Annotated in this window: 16 protein-coding genes; all 16 read left to right on the top strand. The window is 40.0% G+C overall.

Annotation, left to right across the window (positions count from 1 at the left end; genetic code table 11):
- The first annotated feature begins 8 nt into the window (after positions 1-8).
- Positions 9-4034: a non-ribosomal peptide synthetase gene (locus HMPREF0083_RS02365; protein WP_051354509.1), complete on the top strand. Its 4026-nt coding sequence runs from the start codon at positions 9-11 to the stop codon at positions 4032-4034.
- Between the two features lie 57 nt (positions 4035-4091).
- Positions 4092-5582 (top strand): argininosuccinate lyase, encoded by a 1491-nt coding sequence (locus HMPREF0083_RS02360; protein ID WP_021619363.1) that lies wholly within the window; start codon positions 4092-4094, stop codon positions 5580-5582.
- A 181-nt stretch (positions 5583-5763) separates the two neighbouring features.
- Positions 5764-6534, top strand: coding sequence for a GHMP family kinase ATP-binding protein (locus tag HMPREF0083_RS02355; protein WP_245191302.1), 771 nt, complete (start codon positions 5764-5766; stop codon positions 6532-6534).
- A gap of 24 nt (positions 6535-6558) precedes the next feature.
- A complete protein-coding gene (locus HMPREF0083_RS02350; protein ID WP_021619361.1) occupies positions 6559-7590 on the top strand; it encodes a PLP-dependent cysteine synthase family protein in 1032 nt (343 codons plus the stop codon).
- Entirely contained in the window at positions 7590-8843 is a 1254-nt protein-coding gene (locus HMPREF0083_RS02345; protein WP_021619360.1) for an ATP-grasp domain-containing protein, read from the top strand. Before HMPREF0083_RS02350 ends, HMPREF0083_RS02345 begins: the two co-directional genes overlap by 1 nt.
- Positions 8840-9904 carry a GntG family PLP-dependent aldolase gene (locus HMPREF0083_RS02340; protein WP_021619359.1) on the top strand — a complete coding sequence of 355 codons (1065 nt, stop codon included), beginning with the start codon at positions 8840-8842 and terminating at the stop codon, positions 9902-9904. The genes HMPREF0083_RS02345 and HMPREF0083_RS02340 overlap by 4 nt, the downstream gene beginning before the upstream one ends.
- A 447-nt stretch (positions 9905-10351) precedes the next feature.
- Positions 10352-11545: an IS21 family transposase gene (istA, locus tag HMPREF0083_RS02335; protein WP_021619357.1), complete on the top strand. Its 1194-nt coding sequence runs from the start codon at positions 10352-10354 to the stop codon at positions 11543-11545.
- Complete coding sequence (gene istB / locus HMPREF0083_RS02330) at positions 11542-12291, top strand: IS21-like element helper ATPase IstB (protein ID WP_021619356.1); 750 nt, start codon at positions 11542-11544, stop codon at positions 12289-12291. Before istA ends, istB begins: the two co-directional genes overlap by 4 nt.
- Before the next feature lie 102 nt (positions 12292-12393).
- On the top strand, positions 12394-13092 hold the full coding sequence (locus tag HMPREF0083_RS26065; protein ID WP_021619355.1) for a hypothetical protein: 699 nt from the start codon (positions 12394-12396) through the stop codon (positions 13090-13092).
- A gap of 263 nt (positions 13093-13355) precedes the next feature.
- Entirely contained in the window at positions 13356-14537 is a 1182-nt protein-coding gene (locus HMPREF0083_RS02320) for a phage/plasmid replication protein, II/X family (protein ID WP_021619354.1), read from the top strand.
- Between the two features lie 246 nt (positions 14538-14783).
- On the top strand, positions 14784-15251 hold the full coding sequence (locus HMPREF0083_RS02315; RefSeq protein WP_021619353.1) for a hypothetical protein: 468 nt from the start codon (positions 14784-14786) through the stop codon (positions 15249-15251).
- 80 nt (positions 15252-15331) lie between these two features.
- Positions 15332-16117: a recombinase family protein gene (locus HMPREF0083_RS02310; protein ID WP_021619352.1), complete on the top strand. Its 786-nt coding sequence runs from the start codon at positions 15332-15334 to the stop codon at positions 16115-16117.
- Between the two features lie 38 nt (positions 16118-16155).
- The gene (locus HMPREF0083_RS29650) at positions 16156-16284 is read left to right on the top strand and encodes a hypothetical protein (RefSeq protein WP_021619351.1); all 129 of its coding nucleotides are present in this window, start codon (positions 16156-16158) and stop codon (positions 16282-16284) included.
- An 81-nt stretch (positions 16285-16365) separates the two neighbouring features.
- Entirely contained in the window at positions 16366-17925 is a 1560-nt protein-coding gene (locus HMPREF0083_RS02305; RefSeq protein ID WP_021619350.1) for a recombinase family protein, read from the top strand.
- A gap of 162 nt (positions 17926-18087) precedes the next feature.
- Positions 18088-19011, top strand: a complete 924-nt coding sequence (locus tag HMPREF0083_RS02300; protein ID WP_021619349.1) for a HEPN domain-containing protein — start codon at positions 18088-18090, stop codon at positions 19009-19011.
- Between the two features lie 373 nt (positions 19012-19384).
- The coding region (locus HMPREF0083_RS27780) for an Rpn family recombination-promoting nuclease/putative transposase (protein WP_222860861.1) at positions 19385-19466 on the top strand (82 nt) is incomplete at its 3' end.

Below are 19466 nucleotides of genomic sequence, written 5' to 3'. Positions count from 1 at the left end.
TGATTACATTGAATCTAGCTGAACTATCAATAGAACAAAAAAGAGATCTGCTAAAGGCTCTATTAAATGAAAAAACCAGAAAATATCCTGCTTCTTTTGCACAGCAGAGCATCTGGGTAGCTCACCAGATGGCACCAGAAAGTGATTCATATCATGTATCGATTGCGGTGCGTTTAAAGGGGAATCTTGACATCGGTGCATTAGAAGCTAGTATTAATGAAATCATACGACGACATACATCGCTAAGGACAACTTTTGAAAGAAACGAGGACGGGATTTTACAGGTAATTCACCCACATTCAAAATGGAAACTGCCAATTGTAGAATTAACTGGACATACGGTAGAGGAGAAGGAAGAACAATCGTTTGCCATCTGTCGAGAGAAAATTAGTGAAATTTTTGACTTAGAAAATGGTTCATTAATCCGGGCATCTCTCATTAGACACAATGACCAACTACACGACTTGATCATCGTGAAACACCATATCATTACAGATGGTTGGTCAAATGGGGTATTGCTTTATGAGATTGTGACTCTATATCGTGATTTTGTTCAAGGTAATCCCCCTTCCCTGAAGGATCTGCCCATTCAATACATAGATTACTCCCAATGGCAACGAAAGGTTCTAGATAATGGTGTTATCGAGAACCAATTGAACTATTGGAAAGAGAAACTTGATGGAAATCTGCCCGTTTTAGAACTGCCAACCGATTATAAACGCGGGGGTAGTAAAAATAACCAATCAGTATTTTGCTTTCAACTATCTAAAGATCTGAGCGATCAGATTAAGGAGTTTTCAAAACAGGAAGAAAATACGATCTTCGTAACGATGCTAACTGTATTTAAAATTATGCTTTATCGTTATACGGGTAAGAAGGATATTTTGGTAGGTACACCCTCTTCTCAACGATATCAGGAAGAGTTGGAGGGACTAATTGGTCCTTTCATTAATATGCTTGTCTTACGTACGGAGCTATCTGAAAAATTAACATTCAGAGAGTTGCTGCACAGAGTTCGCACCATAGTTACGGAGGCCTTCTCCCATCAAGATGTTCGTTTCGAAACGCTTGTGCAAGAATTACAACCAGATCGAAGCCACTCTCCTTTCTTCCAGGTGATGTTTCAAATACAAAACGCCCCGGTTGAAAAAGCGGTACAACTTGAAGATTTAGAAGTAGAGTACTTAACTTTACATCGCAACACTTCAAAGTTTGATTTGAATCTCATGTTTACAGAGGGAGAGTTCACCCTCCAAGGGCATTTGGATTACAATGCTGCCCTTTTTTCAGAAGATACGATAGCTCGAATGATGAGGCATTATCAAACACTGCTCGAGAGTGCAATAAAAAATGTAGATCATCCTATAGCAAAGCTTCCACTTCTAAGCGAAGAAGAACGGAATCAAGTACTAATTCATTGGAATACAACAGATATTCCTAAGCCAAATGTCATCAGTGTTCACCAAGTTTTTGAAGCACAAGCAGAGAGTAATCCAGATCATGTAGCGGTTGAATTTAAAGACCAGTGTTTAACCTATAAGGATTTAAATAGGCGTGCCAATCAACTGGCACACTTGCTAAAAAAGCGTGGAGTTGGTCCTGATACTCTTGTAGGTATTGCAATGATACCTTCCCTTGAGATTATTATAGCGCTTTTGGGAGTATTAAAAGCTGGTGGAGCCTATGTACCGATAGATCCTAGCTATCCGAGAGGTCGTTTGGAATACATGTTGAACGACTCAAAAGTACCAATCATCATAACAGATTCAACTTCCGTAGATTTGATACCAGTTACACAAGCAGAAATTATTACTTTAGACAAAGAGTGGGATAAAGTATCAGAAGAATCGAAGGAAAATCCTGTAAGTGAAATAACAGATGAGAATCTTGCTTATGTTATTTATACATCAGGCTCAACAGGCAATCCTAAAGGAGTAATGGTAAAACATAAAGGTTTAATCAATTATGTTTCCTGGGCTAAGAATGCTTTGCTTGCAAGTGATGGACACGGTTCTATTTTGCATTCAACACTGTCTTTTGATTTAACAGTAACGAGTTTGTTTCCTCCGTTAATGACTGGCAAGCGATTATTAATCCTTGAAAAAGAGCAAGGAATTGAAGGTCTAAAACAAGCACTATTAAATAATAAGGGATTTAGTCTTATTAAGATCACTCCAGCACATCTCCAACTACTTACGAAATCTTTAAAGCCTGAAGAGATGAATGGATTAGCCAATGTGTTTGTCATTGGGGGAGCAGCACTCACATACGAGTTAATTTCTCCCTGGTTAAAGCATGCTCCCGATACGATAATAGTTAATCATTATGGTCCTACTGAAACGGTCTGTGGTTGCTGCACGTTCGGGGTTCGATCTAACGAGGGAGAAGGAAATATACCTATCGGTAAACCGATCGCTAACACACAGCTTTACGTTTTGGATGAAAGCCTTGAACCATTGCCAGTTAATGTACCTGGAGAATTGTATATCGGTGGAAACGGTGTAGCCCGCGGTTATCTGAATCGTCCGGAATTAACTCAGGAACGATTTGTTGCAGATCCATTCAGTGATGCTCCGTTAGCTCGGCTGTACAAAACAGGTGATCGAGTACGACGATTACCCGATGGAAACCTTGAATTTCTAGGAAGGATCGATGACCAGATCGAAATTCGTGGTTATCGAATTGAGCTAGGTGAGATTGAAGCATACCTGTGTAAGCACCCATCAATTGAAACAGCAGCGGTTATTGCATTGGGGGATATTTCCAACGAAAAGCGTCTTGCCGTATATTATGTCCCTGCGGATGAGGGAGAAATAGAGACAAGGGAATTGCGTGAATATCTAAATTATTTCTTGCCTGACTATATGGTTCCGTCATTGTATGTTCCTTTAAAAAGCTTGCCGCTAACAGTGAATGGAAAAATAGATCAAAAAAAATTAGCAAGTTTAGATCAGTCTCCTGCAATATCTAATAGCGCTTATATTGGGCCACGTGACCAGTATGAACTAGAAGTGGCCCATATTTGGGAGGATATCCTTAAACGACAGGATATTTCAATTTATGACAATTTTTTTGAAATCGGCGGGCATTCACTAAAAGTACTTGAATTTATGATTGCTATTCAAAAACTGTACAATATAACGATTCCAATAAATGCGTTCTTGGAAAATTCGACCATATACAGTATTTCTGGATATTTGCGTGAAGGACATGCGAAAACTCAACCATCTTGCCTAGTTCAACTCAATAATGAAACGGGAACGAAGACGCCATTGTTTTTCATTCATCCAGGCGGTGGAAGTGTACTTCCATATTTTAAAATGGCTAAAGCGATTGGATCAGGGCAGCGGATTTACGGATTGCAATCGGTTGGGTTTGAAACTGACGAAAAACCCCTCTACAAGATTAATGAGATGGCAGATCGATATCTTGAGGAAATTCGCCAGGTTTATCCTAAAGGACCTTATCGTTTAGCAGGCTGGTCACTGGGGGCGTATATTGCTCTTGAGCTGGCACGGCGTATAGAGTCACTGGGGGAGCAAATTGAGTTCCTTGGCTTAATTGACGCAGTACCTGGAGAGGTTGTTGTGAATCGTAATCCACCAATCGTTCGTGTATTTGATCGGATGGCGGAAATTTTAGGAATAAAAGCATCTGTCCTTCAAGAAATGAAGCAAGATCAAGCAATCGAGTTCATTTATCAGAAATCAAAGGAAAGAGAAGGATTTCCAGAATGGTGGACGTTGGATAATTTTACACGTCATATGGAGTTGCTTATCGCTAACTCGACTGCTAGAGATAATTACAGACATTCGAAAGAGTATTTACAACCGATTCAAAGTGACTTGCACTTATTCTGTGTGTCAGAAATGGAATCTGGAAACAATCCGCATCCATTGGTTGATCATAACGGGTGGATGAAATCCACGAATGGAAATATTTACCGTTATTCTATTGCAGGAACTCATAACACGTTAATGGATGATCCACATTTTCATAGTCTGGCCAAACTATTTAAACAATTATTGAGTTAGTCGTTTGACAGGTAATCCTGGAAGCTTACCTTAGAAAGCAGAAGACGGAGGAACATAATGAACCAAGAAACACAAAGAGTTCCAATGGTTTTGACTGGTCGGATAAAGGATTCTCCAAGCAAATTGTTACACGAAATGGTATTGCAACCACAGTTTGATTATGAACTCGAGCACTTACTACCATTCTACTTGCAGATCGAGATGGCGATGATCTCAGAATATAAGCGGCTCGGTCTTATTACTAAAGAAGCTTCAGAAGAAATTTTATCTTATTTGGACCAGATCAACAAGAATACGATTGTAGCGGAATCCGAATCGAATATGTCAGATATTTGCTTTGCCATCGAAAAATATGTAGAAACGAGACTGACACATCGTGCTGAGGCTTGGCATGTAGACCGCAGTCGAAATGATGTCCAGGCCACAGCGCAAGTTATGTTTGCGCGAAAACAGTTGCTTGACATTGTCGGTGAGCTGCTCCAGTTGTCTGACGCAATACAAACTCAAGCGATTCGAACGATGGATATGCCTATGCCTGGATATACGCATTATCAACCGGCGCAAATTATCACACCAGGATTTTATTTCGCTGCGGTGAACGAGCAAATTGGAAAGTCAATCAAGCACCTGCTTCATTTGTTCGATGAATTGAATGAGTGTCCGCTCGGGTCTGGTGCGATGGCAGGGCTTGAATTGGAGTGGGATCGCGAAGCTTTGGCGGAACGTTTAGGCTTTTTAAGACCATGTCGCCACGCGTTAACTAGCGTTGCTTCTAAGGACTGGATGATTCAGATCGGAGCGGAACTATCGAATTTGTCCGTTTCCATAAGCAGATTTGTTACCGATCTGATCAACTGGGGAAGCAGCGAGTACAGGCTGATTGATTTGCCCGATCAGTTGTCGGGGATCTCATCGGCTATGCCTCAGAAAAAAAATTTTCCAGTATTAGAGCGGATTCGTGGAAAGACTGCACATATAACTGCTTACTATCTCGATTTTGCCGTTGCGCAGCGCAATACCCCTTTCACGAACCTTGTTGAAACAGCAAAAGAAGGCGGAAACAACTTTGCTACTATGATCAATCATATGAAAACCCTGCTACGCTTGTATACGTCTGTCATGGAACACCTCCAGTTTCAGGAGGAACGCATGTATGAAATATGTACCAATGAGTTTTTTGGTGGTTTTTCTATCGCGAATCAGTTGTCGCTGCGTGGCGGGATTCCCTATCGTATGGCGCAAGCGCTGGCGGGGCGCTATATTGTTGGCATGATGCAGCGTGGACGGAGAGCAACGGAAGTAGATGCAAACTACTTGCAAGAGATCTGCCGTGCTGAAGGGTACGAAGTTACTTTATTAGAAGAGGAGCTGCAGGAGGTGTGCGATGTGACACGGAGTCTTCATAGCAAAAAGACGCTTGGCTCCACTCATCCGGATCAAGTCAAGACCCTGCTATATATCCAAGAGCAAGAGCGAGAAGCGCAAAGAATTCAATGGAAGAAAGCGGAGTTTACCCTTACAAACAGGTACTCCGAGCGGAGGAGGTGACAAAATGGAAGGGTTACACTCTAAACACTCTATGATCAGAGGTGGCGAAGGGCAATCATTTGGAACATTTGGAGAACTCCTCCAAGGTGTCGGAAGCAATGGAGATGACTTTTTAGTCACTTTACCCATCCAAAGGTACGCAGTGGCAAAGTTTATACATCACCCCAGTATGCGAGAAATCATGGTATCTCCGAGTACAAAAAAAAAATCCATGGCGCTTACCCTTCTTATACTTAATCACTATGGTATCGAACCAGGCGGAATATTGGAAATTAAAGGAGAAATTCCGATTGGTAAGGGATTGGCCAGTTCATCAGCAGATTTAGTAGCGACAGTACGTGCACTCGACGATTGTTTCGGGTTCAATTTTACACCGGAACAAATACAATTCTTTCTCAAGCAAGTCGAGCCAACAGACGGTGTGATGTACGAAGGGGTGGTGTCATTTTACCATCGCAAGGTTCAGTTACGTGAATTTCTTGGACAACTCCCACCGTTGACGATCCTAGGAATTGATGAAGGTGGCGAGGTAGACACTGTTGAATTTAACAAACTGCCAAAACGGTTCAGTGATGGAGAGAAACAAATCTATGACGAGCTTCTCGATACCTTATCACATGCTGTCCGCACAGGCGATATACATACAATTGGCGTAGTATCGACGCAGAGTGCTAGAATGAACCAGAAGATTCGACAAAATAAGTTTTTTCACGATGTCATGTCGATCTGCGAGAAAGTGCGGGGGCTTGGTATTGTCATTGCCCATAGTGGAACCTTTATCGGCATCCTCCTATCACCTGAAAGAGTTGACTATTGGAATCAGATTTCGGCTGCTTCTGAGGCGATGCAGGAACTCGATGGTGATGTTATGATTTTTCATTCGTGGAGTGCAGATCAGAAATCAATCGTTCCTGGCAGAAAAAACACAATTAATGGTCAACCATTAGTCTAGCAGATTAAGAGAGGAGCACTGATCATGTTTTGTGCAAGTATATTGGATGCAATAGGAAATACACCTCTCGTACGTATTCTGTTAAATGAGGAGCGTGCAGCGGGAGAGGTTTACGCCAAATTGGAACTTATGAATCCATTCGGAATGAAGGATCGAGTAGCAAAACAAGCGATTCTGTCAGCGAAAAAATCAGGCATTCTCGAAGAAGGTGCTCCCATCATTGAGAGTTCGTCTGGTACGATGGCTTGTGGTGTTTCACTAGTTGGCAGGTATCTAGGGCATGATGTGCACATCGTTACAGATCCGCGGATAGATTCCATTACTCTCGCCAAGTTAACCTCTCTTGGCTGTAAGGTGCATGTGGTCGACAAGATGGGAGCACAGGGGTGGCAAAGTACGCGTTTGGAACGTTTACAAGAATTGATGAAAGAGTATCCGGGAGCTTATTGGCCCAGGCAATATGAGAATCCGGAAAATCCGCGGGCTTATGCCGGATTGGCTCAGGAATTGATTGCAGATCTGGGACAAGTGGACGTGCTTGTGGCAGCGGTTGGCAGCGGAGGTTCTTTGTCAGGCACAGCCTGGGAACTAAAAATAACGAATCCAAAATTAAAAGTAGTTGCTGTTGACGCAACCGGCAGTGTAATTTTTGGTCAACCTGACCGCCCGAGCCGTCTGCAAGGGGGACTTGGCAATTCGCTAGTTCCTTCTAATGTAAATCACAAACTTATCGACGAAGTCCACTGGTTGAACGATGAAGAAGCGTTTGCAGCTACATTGCAATTAGCTAGAAACGAGCAGATATTTGCAGGTAATTCTTCTGGATCTGTTTACGCTGTAGCTAGATGGGTAAGTAGACAGTCGATGCCAGGAACAAAAATTGTGGCTATTTTGCCTGATCGTGGCGATCGTTACGTAGACACAATTTATAATGTTTCATATCGCGTTGAAAGAGGGCTTCAAAGCATGCATTTGCCCATGGAGCCAAAGCAGATTCAACCAGGAACAATTGCCCATTCATGGTCTTATGTTGATGTTACGGGGGTATATGCATAGTGTCGAATCAACTGCTTTTTATAGAATCAAACACAACAGGAACCGGAATGACTGCTTTGCAAATAGCTGCTTCTATGGACTTGATGCCACTCTTTTTTACTAGCAATCCTAAGCGTTACAAAGGACTTGCAGAAACTGGTTGCCAAGTTATCGTTTGTGATACAAACGATTTGGCAGCTTTGCAACAGACGATTGAAAAACACGTTATAAAAGAGAACATATGTGGAATCCTGACCACGAGTGATTATTATCTGGAAACTGTCGCTGAACTGACGATTCGATACCAATTACCCGGAAATCCGATTGAAGCCATTCAAAAAGCTCGAAACAAGGGATTCATGCGTCAATGCCTTTCTGAAGCCAACATCCGTCAACCACTTTTTTCACTAATACACTCAATCAAAGAGGTGGAAGCCGCTGTAAGCGAGATCGGATTTCCGTGTGTTTTGAAGCCAGCTGACGATAGCGGGTCCAACAATGTTATGCTGGTCCACACGCTTGAACAAGCCCGACAGCATGCGGCTACTATTTTTTCAAATGCCTATAATATGCGTGGGCAAAAAAATTCAGGAGTTGTACTTGCCGAGCAATATTTGGATGATCCTGAATTTAGTGTAGAGATGTTAACGAGGAATGGCCAAACGACCTGCATTGGGATCACGCAAAAATCATTGCATGGACTCCCCTATTTCGTCGAATCACGTCATTTGTTCCCGGCTCCTATTCAGGCAGATTTGGCCAAAGAGATTGAATCGTCAGTCCGCCAAGCACTCAAGGTGATTGGGATTCAACAAGGAGCAACCCATACGGAAGTAAAAGTGACATCAACAGGACCGCAAATTATAGAAATCAACGCTCGCTTAGCAGGAGGTATGATCCCTGAACTGATACGCTTGACGAGTGGCGTTGATATGTTGAAGCAACAGATTCTATGCGCGACAGGGATGCCACCTCAATTGAATAACGAGAATAACGGTATTGCGGGTATCCAGTTTTTGATGTCAAAGGAAGCAGGGACGATTATGGATATCGAGGGTTTGGAAGCAGCGCGGCATTTACCTGGCGTAAAAAGCGCACACATTACCGTAAAGCCAGGAGATCAAATTCAACCACCGCAAAATGCTTTTCACCGGATGGGTCATGTCATCGTCCATAGCGATTCGGTTGAGCAGACAATTACGTTACTTCAACGGGCTATCGATACCATAAAAATTCGAGTGAAAGTTCCTGACGAAGGGGAGGGATTATCATGATTGAACTGCGCAGTGATACTTTTACATTGCCAACGAAAGAAATGTTGGAAGTGATACCAACAGCTGTGCTCGGTGATGACGTTTACGGTGAGGACCCAACTGTCAAAGAACTTGAAACACTCGCAGCACGAATGTTGGGAAAAGACGCAGCTATTCTGATGCCTAGTGGCACGATGGCAAATCTGGCCTCTCTGATGGCACATTGTCCAAGAGGTTCAAAGGTGCTTGTCGGGGATGAGACGGATATTTACATTTATGAAGCAGGAGGGGCAGTTGTTTGCGGTGGAATCATGTACGAGCCAATCCCGACACAATCTGACGGGAGACTACGAATTGCAGACTTGGAGAAAGCTTTTCCAGACGACGCCAGTGATCCACAGTTTGCATTGCCGTCTTTGATTTGCCTGGAGAACCCACACAATCGCAAGGGTGGACGAGTATTGCCACTTGACTATTTGGCAGAGGTAAAAGCGTTTTCCGAGAGCAAGCATTTACCTTTACATATGGATGCCGCCCGAATATTTAATGCGGCGCTTGCCCTCGATGTACCTGTTTCAGAAATTGCCCAACATGCCGATTCGCTTCAATTTTGTTTATCCAAAGGGCTCTCGGCACCGATCGGTTCGATGGTCCTTGGAAGTGAACGGTTTATTGAAAAAGTCTACCGTATCCGCAAGATGTTGGGCGGAGGAATGCGCCAGGCTGGAGTAATTGCCGCACCAGCATTATTTTCCCTTACCAATATGGTCAATCGTCTTGCAGATGACCATGCAAATGCCAGACGATTGGCCGAAGGGTTGAATAAGGTGGAAGGGATTGAATGTAACGTCGATGAAGTGGAAACGAATATGGTTTTTTTCCGAATCGTTGACCCGAGGTTTACGTGGCAGACATTTGTAAGATCTGCTTTCCACGAAGGTGTTCATGTAGCTGAACTCGGACATGGACGAATTCGAGCTGTTACACACTCTGGAATTACTGAAAGAGACATTGATTGTGCATTAGACATCATTGGACGCGTGATGAGAAGCGGTCCTATGGACTTGTGTCAAGATAGTTGAAACAGACTGTCACCTGCCTACGCATGCGCCAGCACGATTTACGGAAGGACAGGCGGATAAGTGAACGCATATGATAGAGACAATCAGATTAAAATAAAGAGCTTTGAATAATCGAAGTGTGATCGAACGTTAGACAAAAAGGAGCCAAAAACCCTTGATAATACTAGGGGGTTGGCTCCTTTTAAATTTAGAAAACGAATCGAACGACACGGATGAGGCATGTGGAAACGCTGTAGTTCCTTCCTATGAAATCGATTCATGGAAGCCGTTAAATCCGTACACTATTCGGAGTGGATTTATCTTTTCATTCGAAAGGTAGCTGTCACTTCATGTTACTTTCATTTAAGCTACAACGTTGTTAAAGCCGGTGTTAAAATCCCCAATATAGCCGAAATAAAATTCCCCACTTAGAATAAACCATAGTCTACTTGAGAGGAGCTATGGAAGTTGATTACTAAGGGGGATTATTTATTGATTAAGGACCTTTTCGCCCGTGGCATGTCGATTTCAGATATTGCTAAGAAGTTAGAGATCGATCGCAAAACGGTTCGGAAATATTTAAATGGAGAGGCTCCAACAAGAAAACCACGCACTCGAAACAGCAAACTTGACCCATATAAAAATTACATACTACGTAGGATGCGGGAAGATGAGGTGCTAAACAGCGAGGTTCTTCTGCGAGAAATTAAACAACAGGGATATCAAGGTGGCAGAACGATCCTAAAAGACTTTATGCAACCCTTTCGGGTTCAGAAAAAGAGCAGACAAACAATACGATATGAGACTGTTCCTGGCGAACAAATGCAAGTTGATTGGAAGCATGTTGGTGAGTATATCATCGCTGGAGAGCGAGTCCAACTATCCATGTTTGTTGCTATTCTAAGTTATTCCCGAATGAAATATGCTCGCTTCACTATTAGTCAAGATCGAGAGCACTTGCTAGATTGTCTAGCTGATGCGTTTGAGTATTTTGGAGGTGTAACGAGGAAAATCTTATTCGATAATATGAGAACGATAATGGACGGCCGAGAGGCAGGACAAGTCAAGTGGAACGAAGCGTTCCTAGACTTTGCTAACTATTACGGGTTCTTCCCAAGAGCATGTAAACCATACCGAGCACAAACAAAGGGAAAGGTTGAACGAGCTATTCAATTTATCGCTAACAACTTCTTTCACAGCGTTACATTCTCATCTCTTGAGGATCTAAATCAGCAATTACTACGTTGGTTAGACTCTGTTGGAAATCGGAAGATCAACACGACCACTAATGCAGTTCCTCAAGAACTTTGGCTAAAGGAAGAGCTTCATTCAATCCTAGAAATGCCACGATATGATACAAGTTATAAGTCTTACAGAAAAGTACACTTAGACGGCACTTTTTCTTATAAAGGAGAAACCTGGAGGGTACCACTTACCTACGTCGGAGCTGAGATTTTAGTGAAAGAAAATCTGTCAGGAGATATCTTTTTATTTCATAAAGGAGAAAAAATACAGTTAAACGAAAATGTTGTCTATTTTCCTTCAAAAGAAAAAAAGAGACCAAAACAACGGATACCAGCCGTTATTTCCGCCTCTTCTTATTCCGTTGAAGTCCGCCCACTTTCTGCCTATGAAGACCTATTGAAAGGAGATCTTCCATGAGTGAAAAGCTCGTAGAGCTATGTACGAAACTTCAATTACCTGTCACCGCCAATTCGTGGTCAACGGTGGCAGATCAAGCAGCTAAAAATAATATACCATACTCAGCATTCCTTGAGCGACTTTTAGAAGCTGAACTAGCTGATAAGCACCTTCGCTCATCTCAAACATTGCTAAAGTTATCTGGTTTCCCATTTCGTAAAACACTTGATGAATTTCAATTCGAAGCACAACCTACCATTGATGAACGAAGAATAAGGGAGCTAATGAACCTCTCATTTTTAGAATCACATGAAAATGTTCTCTTCTTAGGTCCTCCTGGGTTAGGAAAAACTCATTTAGCCATTTCAATTGGTATGGAAGCCATCTCACGAGGCTTCAAAACTTATTTTATTTCAGCAAATGATCTTGTAACTCAGCTTCGAAAAGCAGATGAGGATAACCGATTAGAGCGTAAAATACGAACATTTATGAAACCAAGAATATTGATTATAGATGAAATGGGATATTTAAGGCTAAACACAAGCAGCGCTCATTATCTATTTCAGGTTATATCAAGAAGATACGAAAGAGGTTCGATTATCCTAACATCCAATAAGTCATTTGGTGAATGGGGAGAAATATTGGGAGACAGCGTTATTGCGACAGCTATCTTAGACAGGCTATTACATCACTCGAGGATATTTAATCTTAAAGGAGAAAGCTACCGTCTTCGTGAACGGAGGCTTTCTTCCTCAACAAACGCTTAGGATGCAAGTGGGGAAAATTAAATCGGCGATTTTGGGGAATTTCAGTTCGGCCTTGACATCTGTGTTTACTAAATTATGTAAGGTGTGAAAGGATGTAAACAAATGACACTGTCAAAGAATACCATGAGAAACACCAGTAGTACTGTCAACAAAGGTAGGATAAAAGAAAATAGCCATGCATCAACGGTAAAGACAACTCCAACTAAGAAAAGCTCAAAAGGAAATGATATTGTACAAGGATGCTTAGGTTGTCTAGGTATAGTTATTCTATTATTAATTGCATTGATAGCTGGTGGTCTAATTTTATATGCTGTTAATGACAATGGTACTCAAAAAGAAAAAAATGAAATAACAACAGCAACTACTTCAGTAAGTAATAGTATAGAAGAGCAAGTAAAGCAAGCTATTATAGATACAGTTGGAGAGACAGCAAACACTGGTGAACAAAAAATCATAGATTTACAGGTAAATGATAATCTTGCAACAACTGTTGAACATGACAAAGTAGTGGTAGCCTACCTTAATGCAGATGAAAATCTAAAAAACAGTATGACAAAGGGTGGAATATTAATAGACTCGACGAACATCTTGAAGAAACTCTTTGCAATAAACAACATTGAAGAAGCAACTTTTATTTGGGAGTTACCTTTATTAGATTCACAGGGAAATAAACAAACGGAACCTGTACTGAAGGTCACTATGACTAGAAAAAGTGCTGCTAATATAAGATGGGACAACTTTAACTGGAAGAATCTTGAGAATGTTGTTGATACATACTGGGAGCATACTGTATTTAAGTAAGAAGAAAGTGAAAAATCCCCCAAGCGAGCCATTTTAATCGCTTGGGGGATTTTTTTTCAAATTTTTTTGGAATCCACTTAAATTTTTCGAGCTTTTTATTATATATCATACGAAGCCACCGATACGATGGTTTTCAACATGTGAAATAGAGAGGTGTGATTCGTTGTGAACCAATAGTATCACCGTACGCAACTATGCGCAACTGTTTTTTAGGCGAGTAGGAGTTAGTATAAAACATTTAACAAGAAGGGATTGTGAATCAGATGGCGATTGACACAGTTACATTACGTTCACCTTTTATTACAGAAGAGGTAGCCCAACGTATAGAGCTCCAAAGCATAAAGCGGCAAGGTGTGAATATGAAGTCAGGGGAATTGTTGTATTCCTTGACTACTGCTAGGTTAAAAGGTTCTTTTGATGCACGTATCTCAGTCAAAGTTGAACGCCAACAAAAGGGCTTTGATAACAAAATACCATATAAAAAGGATTGCTCCCCATTCATTACTTTAGAGTGCAGCGTGCATAAAGCGTTGATTGGACACAATGTTTATGGCGGTACAGATGATTTTCGGGCATCAATTCTTTGGCTAATTGACAAAGTTAATGAATTATTAGGAGTACAACTGCCACCAGCACCTCTATGGCAAGTAAGAAGAATTGATGTGGCAGAAGTTTTTATGTTGGTTTCAGAGCAAGCTGTACAGGAATGGTTTCAAGGATTAAAAATAAACGATACTTTCCGCAGGCGTAGTGTTTCCAAGTATGGACAACATGGATTGTTAGTGGTAGGAACAACAACATCTTTAAAGTTCTATCACAAAGGAAAGGAGTTTGCGAAACATGATGCAAGAAGGCTACTGCCGTTCACGGACGTTATCAAGGTAGCCGAATTGCAAGAGCTTGCAGATCGGCTATTACGGGCAGAAGTGGAAATAAAGACTAGAAAACTAAAAGAAGACTTTGGACATGTGCCGCTTGTTAGTGAAATTACAATTAACTATCTGAACAACCTCTTTGATAAAGAAGTTGGCGCATTTCTAAAAGAAGGAGCAAGTCGAGTAGGTAAAGTGATAACGGTCAATGCGGTTCGACAGAGACTAGTTAAAGAATATGGAGAACGTCGAGCCAAAACCTTGTTTAATACATGGCATCAATTGGCGACATTAGGGGAGCAGTTTGTTAAAGATAATCAAAAGCCAGCAACCTTTTATGAACATGTAAAACTCATTAGAAAAGCTGAATGTTCGTGGCATAGCACGGATTTACTTCTAAGAAGAACGGATGGACTTGTACCCGAAGGATTTTCACCAACTCGTTGTGATAAAAGAAGACTTACAGGAGAGCTTCCTGTTGTACAGGAGAAGTTAAAACTGTACAGAGAGCGATCCTGTAGCGAAAATGTGTTATTAAACGAAGAAAATTCAAACGAACCTCTTGTAGGTTAAAGAAATCACACAATTTTTCATAGGACCTCATGTAGGTTCTGTATTGGTTGATCTGGTGGTTCAAGTGCTCCTAGCTACAAATGTAACCAGTTACTAATTAGAACGGCATGAGAAGCAAAGCTCGTTGGTCAGATCTACGGAAAACAAAATGATGTGCAAGAAAATTTGTAGCATCCCTTAAAAAAATTAATGTTTTTGTCATATATAGTAGCTTGAAAAACAAATCAACTTTGGGAGGAAAGAAAAATGAATTTTAAAGACGAAGCAGTTAAGGCAAAAATGGAACAATTCTCTCATGTAGGATTTTCGCTTTTGGGAATGGAATGCCGGATGGGGATGTTGGCGAAAGCTTTGGAAGAGGCTCAATCTGAGTCTCTAGAATGTACAAGACTTATTGAGCATATAAGAATGAAACAAAAATTTTACTACCTAATGGGAACGTATATAGAAAAGGTTCATATTCATGAAGACAAAAGTATAGAGCAGCAGATCATTGATTCAATAATTGAAACGGGCAATGCAATTTTAGATGATACGTTTGAATTGAGTTTTCTAAAACGCATTGATTGCTCAGAAGTTATTTATGCTGGTTTAAAGGAAATTGAAAACAGCTATTTTATTGAATTAATGGTGGATTTGTTTGAAGAAGATGCCGAGGTAATTGATTGGTTAAATGACCATTTTTACATTCCAGACAATCTTTACTTGTGCTGATATATTACTGGGTAATATAGTAAAGCTCACGCCAAGGCGTAACAAAAATTAAAGTTTGTGTAACGGTGGGGGTTTTACACATGGAGAAAGTGGTCGGATACATTCGTGTTTCAACTAAAGGACAAGCAAGAGACGGTTACAGTCTCGCTTATCAAATGGAGGAAATTGAGCGCTATTGTTCCGACCACAACCTTGAACTACTGCAAATATACAAGGATGTAGGAATCAGCGGTGCAAAAGTTGACGAAGAGGGTCTTACCGTTGAACGAGAAGGTTTGCAGGAAATGTTGTCAGACTTGGAATGGCTTGGTGCTAGCTACGTTGTGGTGTTAAACACTTCGCGATTGTGGAGAGCTGATCTGGTAAAGGTGCTGATTCAGCGTCAACTAAAGCGTCACAACGTAGACATCAAGTCCATTGAGCAGACAAACTACAGTATTTTCACCGTAGACCCAAATGACTTTTTAATCAATGGGATGATGGAACTGCTTGACCAGTACCAACGATTAGAAATTGCCTTAAAACTGAGTAGGGGTAGACGGAAGAAAGCCCAACAAGGTGGTTATGCAGGAGGGAGAGCAACTTTTGGCTATTCAGCTAAGAAAGGTCAAAAGTCTTTAGAGGTAAATCATCAGCATGCTCAGGTTGTAAAAAGGCTGTTTCAATTACGAAAAGAAAATTCGGATTGGTCACTTAGCCAGCTAGCATTGCAATTAAATGAAGAAGGTTTTCAAACAACACAGTCCAAAGCATTCACAAAAGTACAAGTGAAACGGATTTTGGATCGTGAAAGTTTTTATAAAGGTAGTTATCGTTACGGACAGATTGAATCGGAAGGTAGACATTATCCGATTTTGGATTATTAACCAGAGGCAACTAAGCTAAAGACAAAGGTGATATTGGTATGGATAGAACAATCAATTATGTAGTTATTAAACCTACGGAAGCAGAAGTCAAAAGATTGGAAATAGTTAGAACTCTAGCGAATTTACTACGGAAATATGCTGAAAAGGTAGCAAAGGACAAGCAATAACGGAGAGTTGGATGGACGTTTACATGTTTAAGCGTCTATCCTTTTTCATTCTATAAAGTAACTGTAATAGAGGTGGGAAATATGAAAAAAGGAAAATTTGCTGCAATCTATACAAGGGTTAGTACTGACGAACAAAAGAAAGAAGGTTGCTCATTAGAGGCTCAAGAGGAAGAGTTGCGAGAATATGCTGCGGCAAAAGGTTATACAGTATTTGATGTGTATTGTGATGGTGGATACTCTGGAAAAGATTTCAATAGACCTCATATTCAACGCCTTTTTCGGGATATGAATGAAGAAAAGTTTGAGGCAATCTTAGTGTGGAGGCTAGACCGTTTATCAAGAAGTAATAAGGATATTTTGATACTTATAGAAAACGAACTAGAGCCAAGAGATATGAAATTACTTGTAAAAACCTGTGATATTGACTCGTCTACAACAAATGGACAAATGTTTATTAGCTTACAAGGAACATGGGCTTCGTATGAACGGAAGATTACCATTGATAGGGTTAAGTCAGCGATGAAACAAAAGGCAAAAAACGGGGAATTTAACGGCGGAATACTGTTTGGATATGATGTAGTAAATAAACGATTAGTGATAAATGAACAGGAAGCACACGCTATTAATCATATTTTTGAATTGCGTGCGCAAGGATTTGGATATAAAGCCATTGCTAATATAATTAACGCTACAGGATGTAAAACTAAGAAGGGCAACAACTTTGGTATAGACGCAATAAGGCGTATCGTACACAACAAAGAGTATGTTGGAATCAATACATGGGGGAAAAAAGAAGACTGGAACATTAAGAGAAGAAAAGGGAAAGTAGAGGAAATGCCGGAACGGGAAGGTAAGCATGACGGAATCATTTCCCTAGAATTGTGGGAGAAAGTACAGACCATTAACAATATGCATAAGCAAGCCTTTACTCCTGTAAAGTCGTACAGTGAGAATTTCTTTCTGGCGGGAGTTATAAAGTGTCCACAATGTGGTGCTGGAATGGTCATGCATAAAATCAAAATGCGAGGCAAGAATGATTACCACCGTTACTATATGTGCCAGGGTTATCATCAAAGAGGAAAAATTGAATGTTCATCAAACTTAGTAAGGGCTGACTGGATTGAACAAGAAGTGTTATACGTTTTAAGACAGTCGATTAACAACATGAATCTTGTAGATGAGGTTCTAGAAAAACTTGAACTGGATTCATTACAGGACAAAAGACCTCTGGAACTTCAACTGAATGAGTTAAAGATGCAATTGGAAAAGAAAACAATAATGCTTGATTCGTTAGACGAAAACTATCTACTCGGGGAATTAGATGCTAATAACTTTAACAGACTTTCCAGTAAGGTACAGGAGGAAATAGACGAGATCAATGAGATGTTGGCTAAGAAAGAAAGGGAGCTAGGCAGGCTTAATTTTGGCACTCAGATCAACTCTAAAATGGTAATCGAATTGCTTAAGGATTTTGACAGCCTATTTGAAGTGGCTGACGATCAAGAAAAGAAGGTATTGATTCGGTCTGTAATTAAAGAAATACAGGTGTCCAAAGACAGAAAGAAGTTGGAACGAGTATCCCTTTGGATCGGTGACGATATATGTTTACCAGCAAACAACAAGCGCAGAACCGTATCATAAGTAACTGCAAACCATTTTTAAAGAATAAATTTGATAATAGAAGAACAGATATTGATATGCAGGAAAGCAGTGAATGGCATTTCAAGGATAAGTTATAAATCGTTTGGTTTTATTCTATAAGAAGAATGTAAACTTATTTACCACTGAAAGGAAACAGGTATTATGAAAACACAGTTAACAGCAATTATGAAAACTTATAGCAATAGCCCGCTTACAGATTATATAAAACCACAGAAATTTTTTATGCCATTTGAATATATTGACGATCAGGAATGCTCTATAAAATGTACAAATGAAGGTCATATAAAAATAGACGTGGAGATTCTCTTAGGAAAAAGTTGTTTAGAGGGGGATTTTACACCTCCCTTCACAAGAGAAAATGTAGAGTATCTTATATTTAGAGAAGAGTTTTATGCGAGAATATATGATATTAACTTTGCAATGCAGATTGCTAATCCTGGTAAGGTTGCTTTTAATGAGGTTTTGATTTTACAGGATGGAAAACCTTGTGAATACTTAAAGGTAAATCCAATGACACCCCCTTATGTAGTTGAATACACTTTTGATGAGGAAATTAATCCAAAAGTCGATTGGATAGAAACGTTTGATTGGCTAGTGGTGTGGGATTGGTTAAGAGAAATACCAGATTTTTGGAGAGAGGTAGCTCAATCAAATATAGGAAGGGTATTTAACTATTTAAGATACTTTTACAACGAGTCTAGTCCGCTTGGTATAGTATGGCTTAGTATGTCTCTTGAATCATTATTAGTTACTAACCAAAGCTTTTCTAAAAATCAATTAGCAGGAAAACTTACATTATTGCTTCATGATATATTTGATAAAAAATACATTGTAAGCAATGTTGAAGACTTTTACAAGTTACGTTCAAAGATAGTCCACGGAAAACAAAATTTATCTCGACCAAGTCAAATACACTATACAAGTGAAACAGAATCAATTGATGACAAGTTTTTAAAAATAGGATCATTTGGTTATTTATCTTTACTTTACTGCCTGCAATTTATGATAAATGAAGGAATTAATGAACTTAATATTATAGAAGAAATAATATATCGTTTTACATAATTTAATAAAATATTTTATTTTTTGTAGTAGTGTCTCAGATTCTGGGATATTTTCAAAAAAGTCTGCTAATATCTTATTGAGGATAGAGCCTAATATTTTCCTTGTTTCACCACTTAACATAGTTGTTTGTACTTCATAACCATTGATAAAAAGTTCTTTTGAGAAAGTTCCTTTTAATTCTATTGATTGTATTGTATTAAACGGAAAGAACTTTGCTGAAGAAAGTGCATTGTGAACATGGATTTCTTTAATTGATACTAAACAGCCATCCTTCGCACTTCCAAAGGCTGTGTTACCAAAGAGTAAAATTGCAAATTCGTTTTCACTAAGTTTTGCGTAAGAGTTTAATGCATTATTAAATTTTTTGTCTCGTATGTATACAAGTCAGATGAAAGAAGGAATGGATTACGGAGAGTTATGTCGAACCATTACCATTAATATCGTCGATTTTCGCT

Source organism: Aneurinibacillus aneurinilyticus ATCC 12856 (assembly GCF_000466385.1).
GTDB classification, from domain to species: Bacteria; Bacillota; Bacilli; order Aneurinibacillales; family Aneurinibacillaceae; genus Aneurinibacillus; species Aneurinibacillus aneurinilyticus.
The sequence above is the reverse complement of the archived record's forward strand: the minus strand, read 5'-3'. Positions and strand labels throughout refer to the sequence as shown.